Origin of the sequence: Mycobacterium sp. SMC-17 (assembly GCF_045310915.1) — a bacterium.
Classification (GTDB): Bacteria; Actinomycetota; Actinomycetes; order Mycobacteriales; family Mycobacteriaceae; genus Mycobacterium.
In genome coordinates, this window is the sequence record NZ_JBJIAK010000058.1 from 15,272 (window position 1) to 35,223 (window position 19,952).

Consider the following 19,952-nt stretch of genomic DNA (forward strand, 5'->3'; position numbering starts at 1 on the left):
GGCACTACCTTGCCAGGGCGGTGCCGCTCTCGAAGCAGGTCGGTCTAGGCGAGTTTCCGGTGCGCAGCCTGCTCCACGAAGAGTGGGATGAAGTCCCGCACCGCGTGATCGTGGAAATCGGCGTGTATCCGGCGGACAACGGCCCGCACCGTCCGGGGGTCGATGTTCGGGTAGGTGATGGTCAGTTGCGCCACCAGCGCGTCGATGGCGGCGTATTCGGTGGCCCGCGCGGTGGTGGGATCGACCTCGGCCTCGACGTCGTTCTCGGTTCCGCCGGTGCCCTGATGTTCGATCGCGAACGCGTCGTACGCCGCGATGACGCGCTCGGGCGTGGCGTCCGGGTGCTCGCGGGCCAGCGCGTCGAGCGCAATCCAGCAGGTCGGGCCCAGAATCGTGGTGGGTGGCGGCCGGTCTCCCCGCGTGATGGCCGCGGTGAGCAGATCCCGGAAGGTCTGCTCGGCGAGGCTCGTGGGTTCTTCGGACATGCCAGCGACTGTACGGATCGTTGGTTACCGCCAGGCGACGCGCACGTGAGATCGACTTTTCGCCCCACGGGGTGGGACACGTGCCGCCAGCGGCCGGTGGTCCCGCACACAATCGGCGGCGCCCGTCAACGAAGGAGCGCGAATGTACCTGCACATCGACCCCACCGGAATCCCACCAGTCGTCGAGGTGCGTGAACCGGACGACTTCACGGCCTTCAAGGTGGTCATCGAGGTACCCGAGCACGCCTGGATCGCGCCGGACGTGCTGACCGACCTGGCCGGCCGGGGCGATGACGACCAATGGCGGCAGAACCTGGCCGGCATGCTGGCATACGCCGCGAGCAAGGGCTGGTGCGACGACGCCGGACGGGTCCGGGCCCACGTCGAGGTGACTAGCGCAGCACCGCACCGGGGTTGAGAATGCCCTGCGGATCCAGCGCGTCTTTGATGCGCCGCGTCAGGGCAATGGCGTCGTCGCCCAGCTGAGCGGGTAGCCAGTCCCGCTTCAGCCGTCCGACGCCATGTTCGCCGGTGATGGTGCCGCCGAGCCCGATGGCCAGCTCCATGATGCGGGCGAACGCGCGCTGGGCGCGGTCGGTGGCGTCGGGGTCGGTGGGGTCGTACACGATGATCGGATGGGTGTTGCCGTCGCCGGCGTGCGCCACCATGTAGATCTGCACGTCGCAGGTATCGGCGATGTCCTCGACCCCCGTGACCAACGCGGGAAGTTGCGGTATCGGGACGCCCACGTCCTCGAGCAATAAGCTGCCGAGCTTCTCGACCGCGCCGAACATGCCGCGGCGGGCGGCGGTGAACGCGGCGCCCTCGGCCGGATCATCGGTGGCGAAAACCTCGGTGGCGCCGCACTTCTCGCAGTTGCGCACGATCGTCGCCACTTCTTCCGCCGCGGCCCCCGGCGCGTCGGACTGCATCAACAACATCGCCCGGGCAGACCGGTCCAGGCCCATCCGCATGTGGTCCTCGGCGGCGTTGATGCTCGCGTGATCCATGAATTCCAGCATGGCCGGCCGGATTTCACCGGTGATGGCGACCACGGCGTTGGCGGCATCCTCGACGGAGTCGAACAAAGCCACCACGGTCGACGCGGGCGGTTGAGCCGGGATCAACCGCAGCGTCAGCTCGGTGATAACCCCCAGAATCCCCTCGGACCCGATGAACAGTTTCGTCAACGACAGTCCCGCAACGTCTTTCAGTAACGGACCACCCAGCCGCAATGCCGTGCCGTCGGCCAGCACGACCTCCATGCCGAGCACGTAATCACCGGTGACGCCGTACTTCACGCAGCACAGGCCGCCCGCGTTGGTCGCGGCATTGCCGCCGATCGACGAGATGTCGATGGACGACGGGTCCGGCGGATACCACAGACCGTGTTCGGCAGCCGCGCGCTTGACCTCGGTGTTGGTCAGGCCCGGCTGCACCACGGCTGTCCGGGTGGCCGGATCGATCCGGATGTCCCGCATCCGTTCGGTGCTGAGCACCACGGATCCGTCGACGGCGTCGGCCCCGCCGGACAGGCCCGATCCGGCGCCGCGCGGTACCACGGCGACGCGGTGTTCGGCGGCCCACCGCAGCACCTGCTGCACGTCAGCGGTACCGGCGGGGCGCACCACGGCGATGGGGGTGCCGGCGTTCGGGTCGGCTGCCGAATCTCGGCGGTAGCGCTCGATGATGTCGGGATCGGTGATCAGCGCGCCGTCGGGCAGGGCATCGGCCAGACGGTTCAGTGCGGCGGCGTGCATCGTCGGACTGTATCGAGACCGCGGTCGTCATGGACCGGACTGGTCCGCTGGGCGGATTTGTCGACGTTGCCTGCGCCCGCACCCCCGCGGGCCTACGATTTGCCCGTGTTGCTCACCGAGGGTCAGGTTTTCGCCGGTTACACCATCCGGCGGAAACTGGGCGCGGGCGGGATGGGCAGCGTGTACCTCGCTTCGCATCCGCGGCTGCCGCGACTGGACGCCGTGAAGGTGCTGTCGGCCGATCTGACGTCGGATCCCGACTACGGACCGCGATTCCTGCGCGAGGCGGACCTGGTGTCCACGCTGTCGCACCCCAACATCCTCGGCGTCCACGACCGGGGCGAGTGCGACGGCCAGCTCTGGATTTCGATGGATTATGTGGCCGGGACCGATGCCGCGCAGCTGTTGCGTGAGCACTATCCCACCGGCATGCCGCCCGAGGTGGCGCTGCCGATCATCCAGGCCGTGGCGTCGGCGCTCGATCACGCGCACCGGCGGGGCCTGCTGCACCGGGATGTGAAGCCGGCCAACATCTTGCTGGACGCCGAGACATCTCGCATCTACCTCGCCGACTTCGGGATCGCCCGGCCGATGAACGACTCGGCGGGGCTCACCGCGACCAACATGGCGGTGGGGACGGTCGCATACGCGGCGCCGGAGCAGCTCCGGGGCGAGGGGATGGACGGCCGGACCGATCAATATGCGTTGGCCTGCACGGCATTCCAGCTTCTGACCGGGAATCCGCCGTACGCCGACAGCAATCCGGCGGTGGTCATCACCAAACACGTCACCGCGCCGGCGCCGTCCCTGGGGGAGCATCGGCCCGAACTCCGCGGCCTGGATCCGGTACTGGCCCGGGCCATGTCGAAGACACCCGCAGCGCGCTTCGCCAGCTGCGGTGAGTTCGCGCACGCCCTCGAACAGCAGTCGCGCCAACCGATGACGATGGTGCCCAACGATTTTCGCAACCAGCCCACCATGGCCGCGCCGGTGCCGCCGCCCACCCGACACGCACCGCCGTACCAGAACCCGTCCACCCAGTTTGCCCCGCCGCCGACGCGGTCGTCACGATCCGGCGCGCTCATCGCGGTCCTGGCGGTGGTCGCCCTACTGGTCGTCGCCGGTGTGGTGTTCGCCGGAGTGCAGCTGCTGGGACGAGACGATCGTCCCAGCGCGCAACCGGCGGCCCCGAGCCCGGCGGCCACCGCGGCAGGCACCGGTTTCAGCGGCAGGTACCGCGCCGAATACGGTCCGGCGACCGATCTGCAGGGCACGGCGATCCCGGGCGGGCCGGCGATCACTGGTCAGTGGGACGTGCGGTCATCGTGCGGTGCCAACGGGTGCATAGCCAATGCGTCGTACACCGGCAAGAGCGCCGTGCCCGTGGTGTCGAACATGACGTTCGACCAGATATCCGGTGAGTGGGTCGCCGTCGGGACCGGGGCCGTGAAATGTACCGACGCGCCCGACGAGGCGCCGACAGAGGTGTGGGTGGTCTTCACCTTGACGCCCAGGCCCGACGGCACCTTGGCAGGTGAGACCACGCGAAACGCCGTCAACGGGTGCAGCAGCGTCAAACGGACCGTCACGTTCACCCGCACCGGTGACGGCGAGTTGGGCAGCGTCGCCGACCCCGCCGGCCTACCGCCACGCACCACCTCGCCGGCCTCGACATTGCACGGCCGCTACCACGAGAACATCGTGTACGCGGTCGGCGGTTTCGCCCCCGGTGCGCCGGATCTGCAGGTGCGTACGCAGTGCCTGCGCACGGGGGACCGCTGTATCAGTGCGTTCCACGCGATGGACGGTGTGGTCACGTTGATCTTCGCCGGCGGCAAGTGGACGCGTACCGAGGAGGGCACCGTCCCGTGCGCGCTCGGTGGGACCACGCACGTCAAGATCACCGCGGAATATCCGCTGCCGACCGATCTTCAGGATCCGATCCCGGCGCTCGAGGGTCGAGGCATCAACACGTCGACCGGCGGCGAATGCAAGGGTGGCGATTTCACCGACAAGTTCATGCGCACCGGAGACTGACAGCGCCGGCCCGAAAGCGCGGATCGGACAGCGGACCGAGGCCGACCGATTTAAGCTGACCACCAGCGATTTCGCCCAGATCATCCGGGCGCTGCGTGGTGACGAGTTCTCGGGGAGCTGACCATGGCTGAGCCGCCGGTGATCGAGATCCGCGAATGGGGCCGGCCGGCCCGCCGTATGACGCTCAGCAGGCCGGTGCAGTTCGGCCGCGAGTGTGATGGCATCAACCTCGCCGACAGTGAGGTGTCCCGCCGGCATCTGCGCCTGGTTCCCACCCCGACCGCCCTGTCGGTCGTCGACCTCGGCAGCAGTAACGGCAGCACCGTCAACGGGGTGCTGCTGACCGGACGGGGCACGCTGTCGACCGGCGACGTGATCCGCTTGGGCCGCACCGAGATACTCGTCATCCACGCCCCGAAGCTGTCGAGTGGGGAGCCGGCGCCGGTCGCCGCGGCCGCCCACGACCCCACGCGGACCATGCAGGTGATCAAGCTCGTCGACGTCCCGGTCCCGGCGGCCGCGGCGGTGGCGGTCCGGCCGGCGGGGCTGCGGCTCGCTGAGCGCGCCCTGGGCATCGATCCGACCGGGACTCGGGACCTGTTCCCGTCGTATACCGAACTGCCGCACAAGATTTCGCGCCGGACATGGCTCGGGATCCGGGTCGTCAGCGTACTGGCGTATCTCGCGGTGGTGGTGACACTGTTCGTCCGGCCGGCCGCGGGACTGTTCGTCTTCTTCCGCGTCATCGTGCCGCTGTGGCCGGCGTTGTTCTTCATCGCGCCAGGTGTGTGGCGCAACATCTGCCCACTGTCGGCGTCGAATCAACTGCCCCGGGTGGCCGGATTCAGCCGGGCCGCCACCGCGCCCGGCTGGTGGACGCGCAACAGCTTCCTGATCGCCGCCGGCCTGTTCTTCGGTATCGCGGGAGCGCGGCTGGCCGGCCTGGACCGCAGCGGACCGGCGATGGGCGTGGTGCTGGCCGTCATCATCGCGTCGGCGTTCGCCGGTGGGTTTCTGCTCAAAGGCAAGAGCGGCTGGTGTTCCAGCATCTGCCCGCTGCTGCCGCTGCAGCGCACGTACGGGCAGACGCCGTACGTCACCTCGCCGAACAGTCACTGTGAGTCCTGTCTGGGCTGCGCGAAGAACTGTTACGACTTCAAGCCCCGGGCCGCCTGGCAGGCCGACATGGCCGACCCCGAACCACGCTGGAGTGCGCCGCGCGTCCTGTTCGCGGCCGCGTTACCGGGATTCATCACCGGGTTCTTCACCGTGCATGCCCAGCAGGGCGGCACGACGACCGAAAAGTACGGTGTGCTGGCGCTTTTCGTGTTGGTGAGCGTGGGGCTTTGCTATGTGCTGCAGGCCGTCACGCCGCTGAGCCAAGCCATGGTGACCGCGATCTTCGCCGCGGTGGCGATCAACGCCTACTACTGGTTCTCCGGTCCCATCATCGCCGACTCGGTACGACAGATCACCGGTCTCGACGCCCCCTGGTTGCGATGGCTGATCACCTCGGCGATCGCTCTGCTGACGCTGTGGTGGCTGGCCCGAACCCGGGTCAGCGAATTGCAGTTCGCCTATGTCACCGGAGCGCGGGCCGAACCGGTGCTGCTGAACCAGCCGAAGGTGCCGGCGCGCGTGGACGGCGCCGGCGGCGAAACCGCCGCGGTGCGAGTGCGTTTCGAATCAGATGCCGAGCCCGTCGGGGCCGACATCGGCATGAGTCTGCTCGACGTCGCGGAAAGCAGTGGACAGCCGATCGAGGCGGGCTGCCGCATGGGGGTGTGCGGCGCCGATCCCGTGTCGATCGTCGCCGGCATGAGCTGTCTGTCACCGGCAGAGGCCGACGAGCTCAAGACGCTGAACCGGTTGGGTCTGGGCAAGTCCAGCCGGATGGCGTGCTGCGCCCGGATTCAAGGCGGTGACGTCACGGTGTCGCTGACACCCGAACGTGCCGACACCACCGCGAGTAGGCCCGTCAGCTACGACCGGTCGATCGTCAGCATCGTGGTGATCGGCAACGGCATCGCCGGAGTGACGGCCGCGGACTTCCTGCGCCGCGGCCACCCCGACTGCGAAATCCATCTGGTCGGAGCCGAACCGCACGGTCTGTACAACCGCATGGGCATCTCGCGCCTGGTGTACGGCCGGTCGGCGATGCAGGGGCTGTACCTGCTGCCCGAACAGTGGTACGACGACCACGGTGTCACCGCCTGGTTGAACACGTGGGCGTCCGGTATCCATCTGCGTTCGCGGGTGGTGCGGTTGGGCACCGGCGAGACGCTGCCCTATGACCGGCTGATCCTGGCGATGGGGTCCAGCGCCGCAGTCCCTGACATTCCCGGACTGAACCGTCCGGGAAGCGTCGTGCTGCGCTCGGCTGCCGACGCGACGCGGATCCGCGCGTACGTGCAGGAACGGCGGGCCCGGCACGCAGTGGTGGCCGGCGGTGGGCTGCTGGGGCTCGAGGCGGCGTACTGCCTGCATCAGCTCGGGCTGCACGTGACCGTGCTCGAACGCGGCACCCGGCTGTTGAGCAAGCAGATCGACGCGCGCTGCTCGCAGCTGGTGGCCGAGCATTTCGCCCGCGCCGGAATCACCATCGCGCACAAGGCGGAAACCGCGGAGGTGCGCGGCGACCCGGCCGTCACGGGCGCGCGGTTCAAGGACGGCCGAATCCTGTCGTGCGAGCTGTTCCTGACCGCCACCGGTATCCGGCCAAACATCGAATTGGCCAGGGACGCAGGACTTCCCGTCAACAAAGGCGTACTGGTCGACGACCGCATGCAGACCCGAGTGCCCGGCGTTTACGCCGCGGGCGACGTGGCCGAGCACGGCGGCCGGGTGCTCGGCCTGTGGCCGGTGGCCACCGAACAGGCCGAGGCGGCGGCGGTCAACGCACTCGGCGGCGACCGGACCGTGCCGGTCGAGACCCCGCCGACCATCCTCAAAGGCGTTGAACTGGAGCTGTTTTCGATCGGTCCGGTGGACCCTGGCCCGGGTGACGAGGTGGTGGTCATCGACCGGCCGGCGGTGCCGTCCTATCGCCGGCTGGTGGTGTCGAAGGGCCGCGCGGTCGGGGCGACGGTGCTGGGGCACCATCCGGCCGACCTCGCGGCCGCCCAGAAAGCGGTCCGCGAGCAGCGACGTGTCGGTCCGGTGGCACTGGGGACGCTGCGGACGGGGAACTGGGACATCCTGTCCGACGCCGACAAACTCGCCTACTGACTCTGGGCCGGCACCTGGTAGGTGAAGATCTTCTGACCGATCCGCAGGTAGCAGCCGGGTAGCAACTCGACGGGCTGGTCGCCGATCTGCGTCCAGGTCTGGTCTCCCGGCGACGCGATGTGGGTACCGCCGACGGTCTGCGCGTCGCGGACCAGGACCAGGCCGCCGGTGACGGTGACATACGCGTGGACGCGCGACACCTGCGGGTCGTCGGGCAAGCTGATCGGCGACGCCGCCCCGCTGACCACCGCGGGGTCGATCATCGGGTTGCGACCGATGATGTACGCACGGTCCAACGGGTACACCGCCCCGTCGTCGGCAGTGAGGACGCCGGTGACGGGACGCGCGCGCGTGGTCGCGGGCGCCGGCTGTGGTGCTTGCTGGGCGGCGGACCGCGCCGTGCTCGACTGCAGTACGAAGCCGCCGCCGGGCACCACGCCGGCGATCAGATCGGTGTCCGCGCAGGGCATGAATGTCGTTGTGGTGCCACAGATCGTGATGCGGTCGAACCAGGGTGCGACCGGCTCGTCGACAAGTGGCCGGCCGCCGCTGCCGAGGCGCCGCTGCCCGCCGCCCGCCTCGACGTCGGCGATCACCTCGCCGCGCACGATGAGATGCAGGCAGTCGGTGGTCGGTATCAGCGCACCGAAGTGCGGCACCGTGTCGGATTCCGGACCGTACGCGAGCGCGGCGAGCGCCTGCGGCAACGCCGGCGGGACGGTGGTGCTGAGCACTCGCAGTAGTGGGCGGGCTCTGGCGCCGTCGGCGATATATGCCAGTACGTCACCGAATCGGGCGACCAGACCTTCTCCGCGGCCGATGGCCACGTAGTGCCGCTTCTGTTCCACCTTGTCGCCGCCTCGGTAGTGTGCCGCAGATGCTGATGATAAGTCAGCGTCCGACCCCGTGCCATGTGGCGAGTGCCCGTCGGCGGCAGGTGCTCGGCCGCTGGTACTGACCGTTGAAGAGGCACGACGTCCCTGACGTCGATCACGGTGACAATCTGCCGTCGGTTACTGAACTCAGGGACTTCAGACGGCCTCAGCGCGTACCTGGCTTCAACCGCGATGGGCGCGCGGCCCTCGTGGGCGACGTCAGGGATCGTCTTCGTGTACCCGCTAGCTGCAAGGGCACAACGGGTGCCTGCGGGAGCGACAAACGTGCAGGTCAGAACCGACGATGGAAGCACGCCGGAATACCGGCCACCGACCTGAAAGGACGTGCCGACCATGAAGATCGCCGTCAAGCACTTCGCCCCGTGGCTGGCCGCTGTCGCCGCCATCGGAGCGTTAACGCTGGCACCTGTCGCCGGCGCAGACCGCGACGAGGCCGACCAGTCTGCCGGCGCGCTGGATCAGCCTCTCTGATCGCGCGTTCGGCCACCGGCCCGGCTCCACCAGACCAGTGTTTCTGCCTTCCAAGGGTTTTCGATGAGAAGGCGGTATCGAGGGGTGACATTGGTGGGGAGCCGGGCCGTTTCGGCTGTGTGGCGCGGCCCGGTGCGGCTCGGGCCGTCAGGCGATGAGGGCGCGGATCGCGTCGCCCGACAGATCGAGTTTCGGCAGAAACCTCGGGGGCGAGTCCGTCAGCTCGGCGACGGGCAGTTCGGTGAAGGTGGAAGTCAGGATGGCCATGACGGTGGCGGTGTCCGCATGGGAATTCAGTTGGGCGACAAGGTCGAATCCGCTCTCCTCGCCCAGGTTCACGTCCACCAGCGCGATGTCCGGCCGCAGCCGTTCGACGGTGTGCATTCCGTCCGAGAGTGACCGCGCCGTACCGACCACGTCGATGCCGCCCTGCTGCAGCAGTGCTGTCGCCGCGGCCAGGTAGTCGGCGTTGTCATCGACGATGACGCATCGCAGAGATCGTCCGTTCGTCATGTACTTCATTGTCGCGCGGGTGATGCAGTCGGGGCATTCCTGCTAGCTGCCATCTGTGCCGACGGCGGTGGCCTCTTTCAGCGGCATCTCCGCCACCAGGGTGGTGCCGGCGCCCACGGTGCTGGACAGGTGGAGCTTGCCGCCGAGTGCGGCCACCCGGTCCTCGAGGCCGACCAGACCGCTGCCGGCGTCGAGGTTCGCACCACCGACCCCGTCATCGGCGACCGAGATGCGCAGCGATGTCGCGTCGGTGTGGACGTTCACGGTGACCACGGATGCCTGCGCGTGCTTTGCGGCGTTGGTGAGGGCTTCGGCGACGGTGTAGTACGCGGCGATCTCGACGGCCTGGGGCAGCCGCGCCGGGACATCGACGTTGACCTCCACGGGCAGCGGTGCGCGCCGGCCAAGATCGCGCAGTGCCGGACGCAGCCCGCCGCGCGACAGGATCGCGGGATGGACCCCGTGCGCGAGCTCGCGCAGCTCGTCGCTCGCGGTACGCAGGCCGTCGCCGATGCCGGCGAGGCGGGACCGCAGTTCGGCGGGATCCGGCGGGATGGCCATCTCGAGGGTGCGCACCTGCAGGGCCAGCGTGACCAGGCGCTGCTGGGCGCCGTCGTGCAGGTCGCGTTCGATGCCGCGCCGGGCGTTGTCGGCAGCGGTGACGATGCGGGCGCGGGACGCGACGAGTTCGGCACGCGCATGCGCGTTCGCGATGGCCGTGCCGATGAGTTCGGCGAAGTCCTTCAGACAGTCCTCGGTGTCGGCGGGCAGTGCATCCGCACCGGATGTGCCGACAACCATTGCGCCCCAGAGCTGTCCGTCGACGGTGACGGGTACGCCGACGCACGCGCGCAGGCCAAGGTCGCGAAGCGTCGAACCGCCGGCGTCGTTGTGGGTGTCCATGCGCGCCGGGCGACCGGTCGAGCGGACCTCGGCGATGACGCCGTCGCCGTCGAGGTGCAACGTGGTACCGACGGAGACGGCCGTGAGTCCGGGCTCATCGTGTGCCGCAACAAGAGTCGCGGTGCCGCCCGGCTCGAATCGGACAAGCCCGGCGTTGCGGACGTGCAGTACCGCGGCGACTTCGTCGGCAACGCCCGATAGGACGTCGGACGGTGATCTGCCTTCGGCGATCTGCGTCGCGACCCGCCGCAGCGCCCCCTGCTGGTCGGCGAGTTCGCGCACGCGCTCGGTGGCCTCGGTGGCGACCTGCCAGCTCTGGTAGGCGTCGCGGGCGCGGTTACGCAGTTGCCAGCCAAGAACATTCGCGATCCCGGCGATGGGCAGGAACACCGACACGGTGAGAACGTCGATGGGCTTGAGGGGCAAGAGCGGGCCGCCGTCCAGATGCACCCACAGATAGGCGAACGTGCTGGCGACGGTGGTGAGCAGTGACAGGCCCAGGCCCCAGCCCGCGCTCATGACCAGCACGCCGAACATGAAGACGATGGCGTACGTGCTGTGCGGCGGCGGATCGCGCAACAGCTGCACCACCCCTACCTCGGCAGCGATCAGCCCCGCGGCGACCAGCAGGCCGATGTACCACGGCGGGGTGGAGACAGCCGGATTCCATCGTGCCGGATTCATCCGCCGCCTCCCGTCTGGTCGCCTGATCTCGTCACGACCCTAACCGCGGTCAGGACGGCGCAGACGGCGAGTTGGCGGAAGCGTCAGAACGACTGATCGACGTGGCCTGCCGGCGCGTTCGTGTTGTGTTCGCCGTTCACGTACTGGCTGTAGGTGTCGGTGCCGGAGGGGACGGTCGGGTCGGTGTCCGCGGCAGCGACGGGTGCCACCACGAGGGCCCCGCCGACCGCGGCGATGGCCAACCACACGGTGGCGCGCTTCAGAGAGTTCTTCATGATCGGGCTCGCTTTCGGTCGGACGGTAGGGGTCGGGATCGGGTCAGTGGTTGTGGAACAGCAGGAAGCCGTAGTCGCCACCGAACGGCTCTTGCAGCTGGCCGGCTTCCTGGGCCGCGGGGCCCGGAGTCGCCACGATCTGGGCGTTGCCGCTGCTCTGGGTGACGGTGGATCCGGTGGGCAGCGTCGCGGCCGCCGCGGTCGGTGCGGCGACGATGGCCAGGGCCGCTGCGGCGGTCGCGGCCAGCGGGATGATCCGGGTGCGGGTGATATGCATTGTCCTCTACCAGCTTTCGGTGTTCTGAATTCTTCGGTTGGCCGTGTCCGGCTGGTATCCAGATTGCTCCGCGGCGTCGCCGGTGTCGTCGATGCCAGCGCCCAAATAGGGGGTAGGGCTAGCTGCAATGCCTGCCCCCGGTCAGCGGGTCCGGGGCCGATTCACCGGACCGCGAGCGACTCGGGACCGGGGCCAGGCAAGATGAACGCAATGAGCGGCACGTCCGGCGTCTGACGGCACGGCGGCCAGGATCGAGACGAACAGGACATACGTGGACGCAGTGGGCGCACGGGAGGGGACACGCGTCGTCGTCGCCGACGACGACGTGCTGCTTCGCGAAGGGGTGGCGAGCCTGCTCAGCGGCGCGGGTTTCACCGTCGTCGGGCAGGCCGGTGACAGCGACGAGCTGCTCGCCTTGGTCCGGGACACCGTCCCCGACCTGGTGGTGACCGATATCCGCATGCCGCCGACGCACACGACCGAGGGCTTGGACGCGGCCAAGGTGATCCGCGGCGAGTTACCGAATGTCGCGATCCTCGTGTTGTCGGCACACGTCGACGTCGAGCATGCGATGGAACTGCTCAGCGGCGGCCAGCGTATCGGCTACCTGCTCAAGAGCCGCGTCATCGATGTGACCGACTTCCTCGAGACGCTGCACCGCATCACGGGCGGCGCATCGGTGGTCGACCCCGCCCTCGTGCAGGAACTGTTCGCGGCGCAGCGCCGGGAAGACCCGCTGGCGGTGTTGACCGAACGCGAACACGAGGTGCTGGCCCTGATGGCGGAGGGCCGGTCGAACGCCGGCATCGCGCATCAGCTCTGGGTGACCGAAGGCACCGTCGAGAAGCACGTGCGGAGCATTCTCAGCAAGCTGAACCTGCCCGACACCGGTGAAGATCACCGCCGGGTGCTGGCGGTCATCACCTTCCTGGACTCGCGCTGACCCGCGGGCGGGACACGCCGCCCAGTGCCCAGATGGTCACGTAGGCCAACCCGAAGAACGCGGCGACCGCCAGCCCGACCCCGGTGGACTGCACGTACGACAGCGGCGAGCGCACCCACTCGAACGTGGCCGCCACGACCGCGTGGGGCCGGGTGACCAGGTCCCAGGAGTTCCAGCGCTGGAACCGGCCGATCACGACGCCGATCGCACAGAGACCCACGGACGTCACCACGGTCAGCCAGCCCCAGACAGGTCCGAACTCGCGATCGATCCGCTTGTGCACCAGTAACAGGGACACGGTGCCCAGCAGGATGCCGGTCCACGCCGCGAACCCGTACTGCAGGACGTGGCGCCACAGCTCGTCCCGTTCACCCAGGTGGACCAGGTCGGTGACCAGGTACGGCGCGTTCGGCAGGAACGCGAGCCAGCCCAGCCCCAGCGGAAGCAGCCAGCGGCGCCGCGTCACCGCGGCAAACGCGGCCGCGAACAGTACCGGGATCCAGGCCAGGAACATGTTCCACACCAGGAACCGGGTCGGGTAGGACAGCGGCGCCTCGGGATCGGTGATCCCGAGGACCAGTGTCAGGGCGGTCGTGGCGAGCAGGGCGGCGACCAGCAGGTACCCGCGGAAATCGATCACCTGACCAGTGTGCCTGCGATTTTCCCCAATTTGCGGCTCGGAGGTTTCGGCCGGCCCGTGCCCGGGTATGTGAAGCCGAGGGCAGCGCCTGCCCTGAGCTGATCGAGCGGAGCCATGGAGGGGAGCAGTCCTTGACGGACGCGAGCGACAACTCAATACGGTCGATTCGACGCGTGGCGGCGATCGGTACAGAGGCGCCGACGGCAGCGGACGCAATTGCGTGGTCCGCGCGCGTATCCCGCTGTCCAACGGGGTAGTGGCACAGACATTTTGACGAGGTTAGTCGGCTACCGCGCAAGGCGGTAGCCGGCTAACCGGACCCTGCATCACGAAATCGATTGGAAATCAACAGGAAACGCCAGATGACGCTGCGGGAGCGCGGTCAGCGGCACGGGCACTTTCGTGGCCGTAAATCGGATCGCTGAGAGCTCCGCGAGCAAACATATTGCAACAGAACAAATTTGAATCATCCGCACGTCGACGGTGCACATCGGGTACGGTGGAGCCGGAGACGTCCACCAAGGGAGCTGACTTCCACCATGTGCGGCATTGCCGGCGAAATCGCCTGGGGCCGTGGTGCTGATCTGGCGGCGGTTGCTGCCATGACCGACCGCATGGCACCGCGGGGCCCGGACAGTAGCGGACTATGGGTGCGGGACGGGGTGGCGTTGGGTCACCGGCGTCTGGCCATCATCGATCTGTCCAGTCACGGACACCAGCCCATGCACGATCCGGAGCTCGGCCTCACCGTCGTCTTCAATGGGTGCATCTACAACTATCCCCAACTACGCCAGGAACTTTCGAGCAAGGGATACCGCTTCTTCTCGCACAGCGACACCGAGGTGGTGCTGAAGGGGTACCAGGAGTGGGGTGAACGCGTCGTCGAGCACCTGTACGGGATGTTCGCCTTCGCGGTCGCGGAGATCGAGTCGGGCCGGGTGCTGTTGGCGCGTGACCGCCTCGGCGTCAAGCCCTTGTACTGGTGTGAAGCCGACGGGGGAGCGCTGCGTTTCGCGTCGTCACTGCCGGCGCTGGTGGCTGCCGGCGGTGTCGATACCGAACTCGATCCTGTTGCGCTGCAACACTATCTGAGCTTTCACTCGGTCGTGCCCGCCCCGCGCACCATCCTGCGTGGTGTGCAGAAGCTGCCGCCGGGCACCGTCATGCGCATCGAACGGGACGGCAAGCGCACGGAAACGACGTACTGGGAACCGGTTTTCGAGCGGTCGCTCGAACGGGCCGACTGGACCGAGAACGACTGGCGGGACGCGGTGCTGGCGGCACTGCGCACCGCGGTCGAGCGCCGCCTGGTCGCGGATGTGCCGGTGGGCTGCCTGCTGTCCGGTGGCCTGGACTCCAGCTTGATCGTCGGTCTGCTCGCCGAAGCCGGCCAGCACGGCCTGGCCACCTTCTCCATCGGATTCGAATCCGCCGGTGGCGAGGAGGGCGACGAGTTCAAGTACTCCGACATCATCGCCCGCCAGTTCGACACCGACCACCACCAGATCCGTATCGACTCCGCGCGCATGCTGCCTGCGCTCTCCGGTGCCATCGAAGCCATGAGCGAGCCCATGATGAGCCACGACTGCGTGGCGTTCTACCTGCTGTCGCAGGAGGTCAGCCAGCATGTGAAGGTCGTGCAGTCCGGACAGGGCGCCGACGAGATCTTCGCCGGCTATCACTGGTACCCGCCGATGGCGCGGGCCGTCGACAACGATCCGGCCGACGCGCTGCGGCACTACCGCGCGGCGTTCTTCGACCGCAGTCACGACGCGGTCAACCGCCTGCTGCAACCGCAATGGCGGCTCGAGCACGATTCCGCGGGCGCTTTCGCGCTGCAGAACTTCAGTCATCCCGGCGCGGCCACCGCGACCGATCGGGCATTGCGCCTCGATACCACCGTCATGCTCGTCGACGACCCGGTCAAACGCGTCGACAACATGACCATGGCGTGGGGGCTGGAGGGCCGCGTGCCCTTCCTCGACCACGAGCTGGTCGAGCTCGCGGCGACGTGCCCGCCGGAACTCAAGACCGCCCAGGACGGTAAAGGCGTCCTGAAAGACGCTGCGCGCAAGGTCATCCCGGCCGACGTCATCGACCGGCCCAAGGGCTATTTCCCCGTGCCCGCGCTCAAGCATCTCGCAGGCCCCTACCTCGACCTGGTCCGCGACGCGCTGCACAGTCAGGCCGCGCGTGACCGTGGTCTGTTCGCTCCCGACGCGGTCGCCGGGATGCTCGACGATCCCAACGGCAATCTCACCCCGTTGCGGGGGAACCCGTTGTGGCAGATCGGATTGCTGGAACTCTGGCTAGCCACCCACGTCGACGGAGCGGGCAGATGACGACAACGGAAACCACCGACAGGGCCGAGGGCGTCATACAGGACATGGGTTGGGGGCGGCTGGTTTTCGGTCAGACGTTCCACGACCCCGACGCGTTCGGCACCGCGCTGCGGGAAGAGGGCAGCGGGCGCCGTGACATCGGGATGTACCTCGACGCGCCGCATGTCTTCGTGGCACTGCACTCCCACGAATTCTTCATCGACCCCAGTTTCACCTACCGCCTCGACCTGACGAAGCCCATGCAGTACCGGCCGCCCGACGTGCCGGGACTGACCGTGCGCCAGGTGAATTCGCTCGAGGACTGCGTGGCGATCAACCACATCTACGTGCGGTGCCACATGGTGCCGGCCGACAGTGACCTCATGTGGACCAACAGCCAGACCGCACCGCAGGTGGTGTACCTGGTCGCCGTCGACGACGCGACCGGACAAGTCGTCGGCACGGTCACCGGCATCGACCACCGCCAGCTGTTCGGAGATCCGGAGAACGGCTCCAGCCTGTGGTGCCTCGCGGTGGATCCGGCCGTGACCCGGCCCGGCACCGGCGGCCTGCTGGTGCGCTCGTTGATCGAGGAGTTCGTCCGGCGGGGACGGGCACAGATGGATCTCTCGGTGCTGCACGACAACGACGGTGCCATCGCGCTGTATGAGCGCATCGGCTTCGCCCGTGTCCCCGCTGTGCTCGGGATCAAACGCAAGAACGCCATCAACGAAGCGCTGTTCGCCCCGGTGAAGCCGGAAGAGGAACTGGCCCAGCTGAATCCGTATGCGCGCATCATCGCCGACGAGGCGATCCTGCGGGGCATCGCGGTGGACGTGCTCGACGCGCAGGCAGGTTACCTCCGGCTGACCCATGGCGGGACCAGCATCGTCACCCGCGAATCGCTGTCCGAGCTGACCAGCGCAGTGGCGATGAGCCGGTGTGACGACAAACGCATCGCCCGATCCGTCGTCGCCGAGGCCGGCATCCGCATACCGGAAGGCTGCACTGCGACATTCACCGACGAGGACTGCCGCTTCCTGGAGAAGGTGGGCAGCGCTGTCGTCAAGCCCGCCCGCGGAGAACAGGGCGCGGGCATCACCGTCGGGGTCACCACACCCGACGAACTCAACCGGGCCATCGGGCTCGCCGTGCAGCACTGCCCCGATGTTCTCATCGAAGAGCGTTGTGAGGGTGAGGATTTGCGCATCATCGTCATCGACGGCAAGGTGATCGCCGCCGCCCTCCGCCGGCCACCCGAGGTGATCGGCACCGGCACCCACACCATCCGCCAGCTGATCGAAGCGCAGAGCCGGCGCCGGTCGGTGGCCACGCACGGGGAGTCGGTGATCCCGCTGGACAGCGTCACCGATGACACCGTGCACAAGGCGGGCTGGCAGCTGGACGATGTGCTGCCCGCCAACGAACGCCTCATCGTGCGGCACACCGCGAACCTGCACACCGGTGGGACCATTCACGACGTCACCGACGAACTCAACCCCATGCTGGCGAAAGTGGCGGTCGACGCGGCCGCTGCGATCGAGATTCCGGTGACCGGGATCGATCTGATCGTGCCGTCGGTGAGCGGCGAGGAGTACGTCTTCATCGAAGCCAACGAGCGGCCCGGCCTCGCCAATCACGAGCCGCGGCCGACCGCACAGGCGTTCATCGATCTGCTGTTCCCGCGAACCGCAGCGACGCCGTGGGCCTGGCATCCCGACCCGATCGAGCAACACTGACATTTGGAGAGATGATGGCTGAGCCCGACGATGCCGAGAACGTACGGATGTCGCCGGACGACCGGGGCTGGATGGTCGACACCCTGCTGGCGCTGCTGCAGACGCCGAGCCCCTCGGGTCGCACCGATGCCGTGATGCAACTGATCGGCCAGACCCTGACGAAACTCGGCGTGCCATTCACGCTGACCCGGCGCGGTGCACTCATCGCCGAACTGCCGGGGCGGTCGCAGACCACCGACCGCGCCATCGTGGTGCACGCCGACACCATCGGCTGCATGGTCCGCGAACTCAAGGACAACGGCCGGCTGGCGCTCGTGCCCGTCGGCACCTTCTCGGCGCGGTTCGCGACCGGCGCCCGGGTCCGCATCCTGCCCGACGACAACGACCAGTTCTTCACCGGAACCGTGATGCCGCTCAAGGCGAGTGGTCACGCGTTCGGCGACGAGATCGATACGCAGCCGACCAGCTGGGACGACGTCGAGGTCCGCGTCGACCGCAGCGTGTCATCGCGCGCGGATCTCGAGAAGCTAGGCCTCAACGTCGGCGATTTCGTCGCGCTGGTCGCCAGCCCCGAGCTGACGGAGGACGGCTTCGTCGTTTCCCGCCACCTCGACGGCAAGGCCGGTGTGGCCATCGCATTGACGCTGGCCAAGGTCGTCGCCGAGGGGAACATCGTGCTGCCACACCGGACCACGCTCATGGTGACGATCACCGAGGAGGTCGGCCACGGCGCCAGTCACGGCCTGCCGCCCGATGTCGCGGAGCTGGTGTCGGTCGACAACGCCGTGTGCGCGCCCGGCCAGCAGTCCCTGGAGCACGGCGTCACCATCCCGATGGCCGACATGCACGGGCCGTTCGACTATTACCTGACCCGCAAGCTGTGCAAGCTGGCGCAGGAAAAGGGAATCACCTACGCCCGCGACATCTTTCGGTATTACCGGTCGGACGTGGCGGCGGCGATCGAGGCCGGCGCGGCCACGCGCGCCGCGCTCGTCGGATTCGGGCTCGACGGCAGTCACGGCTGGGAGCGCACGCACCTCGATTCGCTCGAAGCGACCTATCTGCTGCTGTACAGCTGGCTCCGGACACCGCTGACGTTCGCGATGTGGGACGCGCAGCCGTTCGGCGATCTGGAAGATTTCCCCGCCGAGCAGGCCGCAGCGAGCGAGCAGTGGGTGCCGTTGTCACGCGGCGACTTCCACGACCCGGGCGCGGCGTCACAGGGGCACCACTGGCCACCCGAGGAGGGCAGCGCCGACGTCTCGCAGCATTGATTCAGGCGCAATTGGTGGGTTTACTTCGCCGCGAATTGGGTAGCAGAAGCTGGAACACCGGCCGGAACGACCTTGGAGGGGATTTTCATGACACCTGCATCGACGACTGCCACCGATGCCGTCATCGACTACGTCAAGGCCCGGCACCTCATGGCACGCGAACTGTTCAGCAAGACGTTGCACGCGGCCGACACCGCTGCGCGCCGGCGGCACTTCGCGGAGCTGCGCGCGGCGCTCACCGCGCAGGAAGTGAGCGAGGAACTACTGGTTCACCCGAGGGTGCGGCGCGGGCTGGTGGTCGAGTCGTTGCGCGGCGAGACGGACGACACCAAGCAGCGGCTGGACCGCATGGCCCGGCTGGACCCGGCCTCGGCAGAATTCGAGAGCGCCCTTACCGACTTACAACAGGCCACAGAAGACCACACGCAGCGCGTCGAAGCCGAGGAGTTTCCGCTGCTGACCGGCCGCTGATCAGCGCGGCGCGGCCTGCTCGACGCGGGGTTGTGCAGGGGAGCGGCCGAGCTTGTTCATGACGAATTGTGCTGCCTGGTCGGCCATTCCGTTGTCGGAGTACGCCACATGGGCGGCATTGTCGCCGCCGGCCGTCGAGCACACCGGGTCATCGGCGATGCACAGGTCGAGGGTCTTCGACACATAACGTGAGCCGACCGTGATCGGGGGCGCACCGGTGTAGACCATCTGCAGGAAGCCGGACGAGGGCTTGCCGAACAGCACGACCGCGGCAACATGGTCTGCCACGAATGCCGGCATCGGTCCCGTGATGCCCATCGGCAGGGTGACGCCGGCGGGGACGGCGTCCTCGGTGATGTACGCGGCCACCGCCGCGCCCTGGGAATACCCGCCCAGCACGATCTTCGTGGTGGGACAGACTGATGCTGTGCTCTGGACCCTGTTCGTCGCGTCGACGACCCCGTCCGCGGCGGTCGCGAAATCGAGCGACGCCGGGTAGTCCACGGGGGCCACATCGACGGTCCGGCCCGCAGCCCGTGCGGTCAGTGCGTCGACGAAGGCCTGACCGGCCTTGCCCACGCCCGGTGGTTCCATCGTGCCCCGCGCGAAAATCACTTGAATATCGGGGCAGGGTTGCGCAGGCGCTGGAACGCTCCCGGCCGGTACGGCCAGCAACAGGGAGGTCAGCGGCACCGCCGCGGCGATACAACACGTGATGGTCTTCATGACTGAACCCACCGATCTTCGGCTCACCGGTCGGATCGCTCCATTGCGGTCGACGAATACGGCCCGTTTACCCCGGGAACCGTCGGTCTAAACCATCAGTGGCGTCACTCGTCCGGGCTGGGCCGGGAGACCGCTATCCGAATTGCCAGCGGTCGGTGTTCGCCGCCGGCCGGGCCGAGTGTTCGCCGGCCTGCGCGCAATGGTCGCAGCAATACTGGCGGCCGTCGAGTCGCAGGCTAAGTCCCCTGGGGTGGTGGGAATTCGGGGACGGGGCTGAGGTGGGCGGAGATGTTCAGGCCGTGTCGGTGC

Annotated in this window: 18 protein-coding genes; 9 read left to right on the forward strand and 9 right to left on the reverse strand. The window is 68.1% G+C overall.

Translation table 11 applies throughout. The annotated features are described in order from the left end of the window. Positions 1-44: 44 nt before the first annotated feature. Positions 45-485, reverse strand: a complete 441-nt coding sequence (locus tag ACJH7A_RS26210; protein WP_212814277.1) for a three-helix bundle dimerization domain-containing protein — start codon at positions 483-485, stop codon at positions 45-47. A 142-nt stretch (positions 486-627) separates the two neighbouring features. Here ACJH7A_RS26210 and ACJH7A_RS26215 point away from each other — a divergent pair, with 142 nt between their 5' ends. Then, positions 628-903, forward strand: a complete 276-nt coding sequence (locus ACJH7A_RS26215; RefSeq protein ID WP_212814279.1) for a hypothetical protein — start codon at positions 628-630, stop codon at positions 901-903. Here the strand turns inward: ACJH7A_RS26215 and ACJH7A_RS26220 are convergent. After that, positions 878-2,245, reverse strand: a complete 1,368-nt coding sequence (locus tag ACJH7A_RS26220; protein WP_212814281.1) for an FAD-binding oxidoreductase — start codon at positions 2,243-2,245, stop codon at positions 878-880. The genes ACJH7A_RS26215 and ACJH7A_RS26220 overlap by 26 nt on opposite strands. Positions 2,246-2,350: 105 nt before the next feature. On the opposite strand from ACJH7A_RS26220, the gene ACJH7A_RS26225 reads away from it, so the two are divergent. Then, positions 2,351-4,282 carry a serine/threonine-protein kinase gene (locus ACJH7A_RS26225; protein ID WP_212814283.1) on the forward strand — a complete coding sequence of 644 codons (1,932 nt, stop codon included), beginning with the start codon at positions 2,351-2,353 and terminating at the stop codon, positions 4,280-4,282. Positions 4,283-4,405: 123 nt separating this feature from the next. Further along, a complete protein-coding gene (locus ACJH7A_RS26230; RefSeq protein WP_212814285.1) occupies positions 4,406-7,510 on the forward strand; it encodes an FAD-dependent oxidoreductase in 3,105 nt (1,034 codons plus the stop codon). Here the strand turns inward: ACJH7A_RS26230 and ACJH7A_RS26235 are convergent. Next, positions 7,504-8,358 (reverse strand): FHA domain-containing protein, encoded by an 855-nt coding sequence (locus ACJH7A_RS26235; RefSeq protein ID WP_212814287.1) that lies wholly within the window; start codon positions 8,356-8,358, stop codon positions 7,504-7,506. The genes ACJH7A_RS26230 and ACJH7A_RS26235 overlap by 7 nt on opposite strands. Positions 8,359-8,739: 381 nt before the next feature. Between ACJH7A_RS26235 and ACJH7A_RS26240 the strand changes: the two genes are divergently transcribed. Then, on the forward strand, positions 8,740-8,877 hold the full coding sequence (locus ACJH7A_RS26240; protein ID WP_212814289.1) for a hypothetical protein: 138 nt from the start codon (positions 8,740-8,742) through the stop codon (positions 8,875-8,877). Positions 8,878-9,024: 147 nt separating this feature from the next. Here the strand turns inward: ACJH7A_RS26240 and ACJH7A_RS26245 are convergent, their stop codons facing one another. From ACJH7A_RS26245 to ACJH7A_RS26260, 4 genes are all read right to left on the reverse strand, one after another. Then, entirely contained in the window at positions 9,025-9,390 is a 366-nt protein-coding gene (locus ACJH7A_RS26245) for a response regulator (RefSeq protein WP_212814291.1), read from the reverse strand. A 42-nt stretch (positions 9,391-9,432) separates the two neighbouring features. Beyond that, positions 9,433-10,977, reverse strand: a complete 1,545-nt coding sequence (locus ACJH7A_RS26250) for a histidine kinase (RefSeq protein WP_212814293.1) — start codon at positions 10,975-10,977, stop codon at positions 9,433-9,435. An 83-nt stretch (positions 10,978-11,060) separates the two neighbouring features. Next, the gene (locus tag ACJH7A_RS26255) at positions 11,061-11,252 is read right to left on the reverse strand and encodes a hypothetical protein (protein WP_212814295.1); all 192 of its coding nucleotides are present in this window, start codon (positions 11,250-11,252) and stop codon (positions 11,061-11,063) included. Between the two features lie 43 nt (positions 11,253-11,295). Next, a complete protein-coding gene (locus tag ACJH7A_RS26260) occupies positions 11,296-11,529 on the reverse strand; it encodes a hypothetical protein (protein ID WP_212814297.1) in 234 nt (77 codons plus the stop codon). 280 nt (positions 11,530-11,809) lie between these two features. On the opposite strand from ACJH7A_RS26260, the gene ACJH7A_RS26265 reads away from it, so the two are divergent. Then, positions 11,810-12,472, forward strand: coding sequence for a response regulator transcription factor (locus ACJH7A_RS26265; protein ID WP_212814299.1), 663 nt, complete (start codon positions 11,810-11,812; stop codon positions 12,470-12,472). Here the strand turns inward: ACJH7A_RS26265 and ACJH7A_RS26270 are convergent. Further along, positions 12,450-13,112: a DUF1361 domain-containing protein gene (locus ACJH7A_RS26270; protein WP_212814301.1), complete on the reverse strand. Its 663-nt coding sequence runs from the start codon at positions 13,110-13,112 to the stop codon at positions 12,450-12,452. The genes ACJH7A_RS26265 and ACJH7A_RS26270 overlap by 23 nt on opposite strands. A 539-nt stretch (positions 13,113-13,651) precedes the next feature. Here ACJH7A_RS26270 and ACJH7A_RS26275 point away from each other — a divergent pair. From ACJH7A_RS26275 to ACJH7A_RS26290, 4 genes are all read left to right on the forward strand, one after another. After that, the gene (locus ACJH7A_RS26275; RefSeq protein WP_212814303.1) at positions 13,652-15,454 is read left to right on the forward strand and encodes an N-acetylglutaminylglutamine amidotransferase; all 1,803 of its coding nucleotides are present in this window, start codon (positions 13,652-13,654) and stop codon (positions 15,452-15,454) included. Next, positions 15,451-17,172, forward strand: coding sequence for an N-acetylglutaminylglutamine synthetase (gene ngg / locus ACJH7A_RS26280; protein ID WP_212814305.1), 1,722 nt, complete (start codon positions 15,451-15,453; stop codon positions 17,170-17,172). Before ACJH7A_RS26275 ends, ngg begins: the two co-directional genes overlap by 4 nt. A gap of 11 nt (positions 17,173-17,183) precedes the next feature. Beyond that, positions 17,184-18,446, forward strand: a complete 1,263-nt coding sequence (locus ACJH7A_RS26285) for an osmoprotectant NAGGN system M42 family peptidase (RefSeq protein WP_212814308.1) — start codon at positions 17,184-17,186, stop codon at positions 18,444-18,446. Positions 18,447-18,533: 87 nt separating this feature from the next. Then, positions 18,534-18,917, forward strand: a complete 384-nt coding sequence (locus ACJH7A_RS26290) for a hemerythrin domain-containing protein (protein ID WP_406774845.1) — start codon at positions 18,534-18,536, stop codon at positions 18,915-18,917. Here the strand turns inward: ACJH7A_RS26290 and ACJH7A_RS26295 are convergent, their stop codons facing one another. Further along, positions 18,918-19,643 (reverse strand): cutinase family protein, encoded by a 726-nt coding sequence (locus ACJH7A_RS26295; protein ID WP_406774844.1) that lies wholly within the window; start codon positions 19,641-19,643, stop codon positions 18,918-18,920. It abuts the gene before it with no gap. Positions 19,644-19,952: the final 309 nt, after the last annotated feature.

Coding starts and splice junctions, on each gene's coding strand:
- ACJH7A_RS26210 (WP_212814277.1), bottom strand. CDS start 485: ATGTCCGAAGAACCCACGAGCCTCGCCGAGCAGACCTTCCGGGATCTG.
- ACJH7A_RS26295 (WP_406774844.1), bottom strand. CDS start 19,643: ATGAAGACCATCACGTGTTGTATCGCCGCGGCGGTGCCGCTGACCTCC.
- ACJH7A_RS26290 (WP_406774845.1), top strand. CDS start 18,534: ATGACACCTGCATCGACGACTGCCACCGATGCCGTCATCGACTACGTC.
- ACJH7A_RS26250 (WP_212814293.1), bottom strand. CDS start 10,977: ATGAATCCGGCACGATGGAATCCGGCTGTCTCCACCCCGCCGTGGTAC.
- ACJH7A_RS26220 (WP_212814281.1), bottom strand. CDS start 2,245: ATGCACGCCGCCGCACTGAACCGTCTGGCCGATGCCCTGCCCGACGGC.
- ACJH7A_RS26240 (WP_212814289.1), top strand. CDS start 8,740: ATGAAGATCGCCGTCAAGCACTTCGCCCCGTGGCTGGCCGCTGTCGCC.
- ACJH7A_RS26260 (WP_212814297.1), bottom strand. CDS start 11,529: ATGCATATCACCCGCACCCGGATCATCCCGCTGGCCGCGACCGCCGCA.
- ACJH7A_RS26285 (WP_212814308.1), top strand. CDS start 17,184: ATGATGGCTGAGCCCGACGATGCCGAGAACGTACGGATGTCGCCGGAC.
- ACJH7A_RS26230 (WP_212814285.1), top strand. CDS start 4,406: ATGGCTGAGCCGCCGGTGATCGAGATCCGCGAATGGGGCCGGCCGGCC.
- ACJH7A_RS26275 (WP_212814303.1), top strand. CDS start 13,652: ATGTGCGGCATTGCCGGCGAAATCGCCTGGGGCCGTGGTGCTGATCTG.
- ACJH7A_RS26255 (WP_212814295.1), bottom strand. CDS start 11,252: ATGAAGAACTCTCTGAAGCGCGCCACCGTGTGGTTGGCCATCGCCGCG.
- ACJH7A_RS26215 (WP_212814279.1), top strand. CDS start 628: ATGTACCTGCACATCGACCCCACCGGAATCCCACCAGTCGTCGAGGTG.
- ACJH7A_RS26245 (WP_212814291.1), bottom strand. CDS start 9,390: ATGACGAACGGACGATCTCTGCGATGCGTCATCGTCGATGACAACGCC.
- ngg (WP_212814305.1), top strand. CDS start 15,451: ATGACGACAACGGAAACCACCGACAGGGCCGAGGGCGTCATACAGGAC.